This is a genomic window from Methylibium sp. (assembly GCF_013817365.1).
Taxonomy (GTDB): Bacteria; Pseudomonadota; Gammaproteobacteria; order Burkholderiales; family Burkholderiaceae_C; genus Methylibium.
In genome coordinates, this window is the sequence record NZ_JACDCU010000500.1 from 1 (window position 1) to 2,747 (window position 2,747).

2 protein-coding genes are annotated in these 2,747 nt (G+C 68.7%); both read left to right on the forward strand.

The genetic code is table 11. From position 1 onward, the window contains the following. Positions 1 to 196, forward strand: a 196-nt coding sequence (locus H0W38_RS20415; protein WP_292457632.1) for a hypothetical protein, incomplete at its 5' end; no start/stop codon positions are given. A gap of 67 nt (positions 197 to 263) precedes the next feature. Beyond that, complete coding sequence (gene glgB / locus H0W38_RS20420) at positions 264 to 2,525, forward strand: 1,4-alpha-glucan branching protein GlgB (protein ID WP_292457634.1); 2,262 nt, start codon at positions 264 to 266, stop codon at positions 2,523 to 2,525. Positions 2,526 to 2,747: the final 222 nt, after the last annotated feature.

Genomic DNA, 2,747 nt, shown 5'->3' on the forward strand with positions numbered 1-2,747 from the left:
CGGCGCGGGTGGCGAAGCGGCGCTGATCGACCTGTTCACGCTCGAGAAGGCTGCCTACGAGTTGTGCTACGAAAGCGCGAACCGCCCGGCGTGGATCGGTGTGCCGCTGCGCGGGCTGGCAGCGATTGCGCAGCGGCTGCTGGAGGCCGAGGCGCCGCCCAGCGATTCGCCATCCGGCGATTCGTCGCAGGCTTGAAATTCTGCAACACACTCCCGCATGTCAGCACGGGCCGACCGCGCCGAGCACTTTTGAAGAAGCCAAGATGACCGCACCGCAGGAACACCGCCGAGGGACCGGCCTCGACATCGAGGCAGCTCGCCGTCTCGTGCAGGGCCGTCACGGCGATCCCTTTGCGCTGCTGGGTCCGCACGAGCAAAAAGGCGGCAAGGTGGTGCGCGCGTTCGCGCCTGGCGCGCTGGCGGTGTCGGTGCTGAGCGGGCCAGGGGGTGAAAGCCGGCCCGGGCGGCGTGTCGACGAGTGCGACGGCCTGTTCGAAATCGCACTCGACCCCGCAGCGAAGACGGCCGGCCCCGACACCTACTGCCTGCACATCGACTGGCCCGCAGGCGAGTCGGCGGTGCCGGACGCCGCGCCCTTGCGTCAAGTCACTGAAGACGCCTACGCTTTCGGGCCGCTGCTCGGCGAGCTCGACCTGCACCTCATTGCCGAAGGCAACCACCGCGAGCTCGGACGCTGTCTGGGCGCGCACGTGATGCAGATCGATGGCATCGAGGGCGTGCGTTTCGCGGTGTGGGCGCCGAACGCCACGCGTGTGTCGGTGGTCGGCGACTTCAACAGCTGGGACGGCCGCCGCCATCCCATGCGCCGGCGTGTCGAGGCCGGCGTGTGGGAGTTGTTCGTGCCGCGGCTCGCCACCGGCAGCCGCTACAAGTACGAGCTGCTCGGCCCGATGGGCGAGACGCTGCCGCTCAAGGCCGACCCGATCGCGCTCCAGACCGAATGCCCACCGGCCACGGCCTCCGTCGTTTCGCCGCCGCACGAGTTCGTGTGGACCGACGAAGCCTGGATGCAGGGCCGCGCCGCACGCCACGCACCGAGCGCACCGATGTCGATCTACGAAGTGCATGCCGGCTCGTGGCTGCGCAACATGGAGGAGGGCGGCCGCAGCCTCGACTGGCACGAGCTGGCCGAGCGGCTGATCCCCTATGCGCGCGGCCTCGGCTTCACGCACCTGGAGTTCCTGCCCATCATGGAGCACCCCTTCGGCGGCTCCTGGGGCTACCAGCCGCTGTCGCAGTTCGCGCCGAGCGCGCGCTTCGGCACGCCGGAAGGCTTCGCCGGTTTCGTCGACCGCTGCCACGCCGCGGGGCTGGGCGTGATCCTCGACTGGGTGCCGGCGCATTTCCCGACCGATGCCCACGGTCTGGCGCAGTTCGACGGCACCGCGCTCTACGAACACGCAGATCCGAAGGAAGGTTTCCACCAGGACTGGAACACGCTCATCTTCAACCTCGGGCGCAACGAAGTCGTCGGCTTCCTGATCGCCAGCGCGCTGGAGTGGATCGAACACTTCCACGTCGATGGCCTGAGGGTCGATGCGGTGGCCTCCATGCTCTACCGCGACTACAGCCGCCAGCCCGGCGAGTGGGTGCCCAACGTACACGGCGGGCGCGAGAACCTGGAATCGGTGGCCTTCCTGAAGAAGCTCAATACGACACTGGCCGAGCGCTGCCCCGGCGTTCTGGTGATCGCCGAAGAATCCACCGCCTGGCCCGGCGTCTCGGCGCCGGTGGAGGAGGGCGGCCTGGGCTTCACGCACAAATGGAACATGGGCTGGATGCACGACACCCTGCGCTACATGGAGCACGATCCAGTGCACCGCAGGCACCACCATCACGACATGAGCTTCGGTCTGATCTATGCGTTTTCGGAGCGTTTCGTGCTGCCGATCTCGCACGACGAGGTGGTGCACGGCAAGGGCTCGCTGCTCGGCAAGATGTCCGGCGACGACTGGCAACGCCGCGCCAATCTGCGCGCGTATCTCGGCTTCATGTGGGCGCACCCGGGCAAGAAGCTGCTTTTCATGGGCTGCGAGTTCGGCGAGACGCGCGAATGGAACCACGACGCGTCTCCGCAGTGGGATCTGCTGGATGACCCGCGCCACCGCGGCGTGCAGCGCCTGGTGCGTGACCTGAACGTGCTCTATGCGTCCGCCCCTGCGCTGCACCAGCGTGACACCAAGGCCGAAGGCTTCGCCTGGCTCGTCGGTGACGACGCTGCGCAAAGCGTCTTCTCCTTCGCCCGCTACGGCGAGGAAGGTGCGCCGCCGGTGGTCGTTCTGTGCAACCTCACCCCGCTGGCGCGCAGCGCCTACCGCGTCGGTTTGCCGGGCCCTGGGCGCTGGCGTGAAGTGCTCAACACCGACGCCGGCGTCTACGGCGGCAGCAACGTCGGCAACGGCGGTGGGGTTCGGACAGAGCCGGTGGCGTGCCATGGGCAGGAACATTCGGCGCTGCTGAGCTTGCCGCCGCTGGCGACCGTGTTTCTGCAGTGGGAGGCGTAGGGATGGCAGGTGGTGCCGTGGCTCGGCGGGGGCAAAGCCGTGGGCGGGTGTGCGGCGGCGCGCCGGTGCGGCGGTCGCTGCTGCGCAGCGACTGCGCTGCGCTGCTCGGGCTCGTGGCCGCGTCGCGGAACTCGCTTCGTTCGCTGCGCTCACTGCGCTCAGACAGCCGCGACGAGTCAGTTGACGAAGCGCGCATTCGCGCGCCGGCCTCGAACCCTGCGC

Coding starts and splice junctions, on each gene's coding strand:
- glgB (WP_292457634.1), top strand. CDS start 264: ATGACCGCACCGCAGGAACACCGCCGAGGGACCGGCCTCGACATCGAG.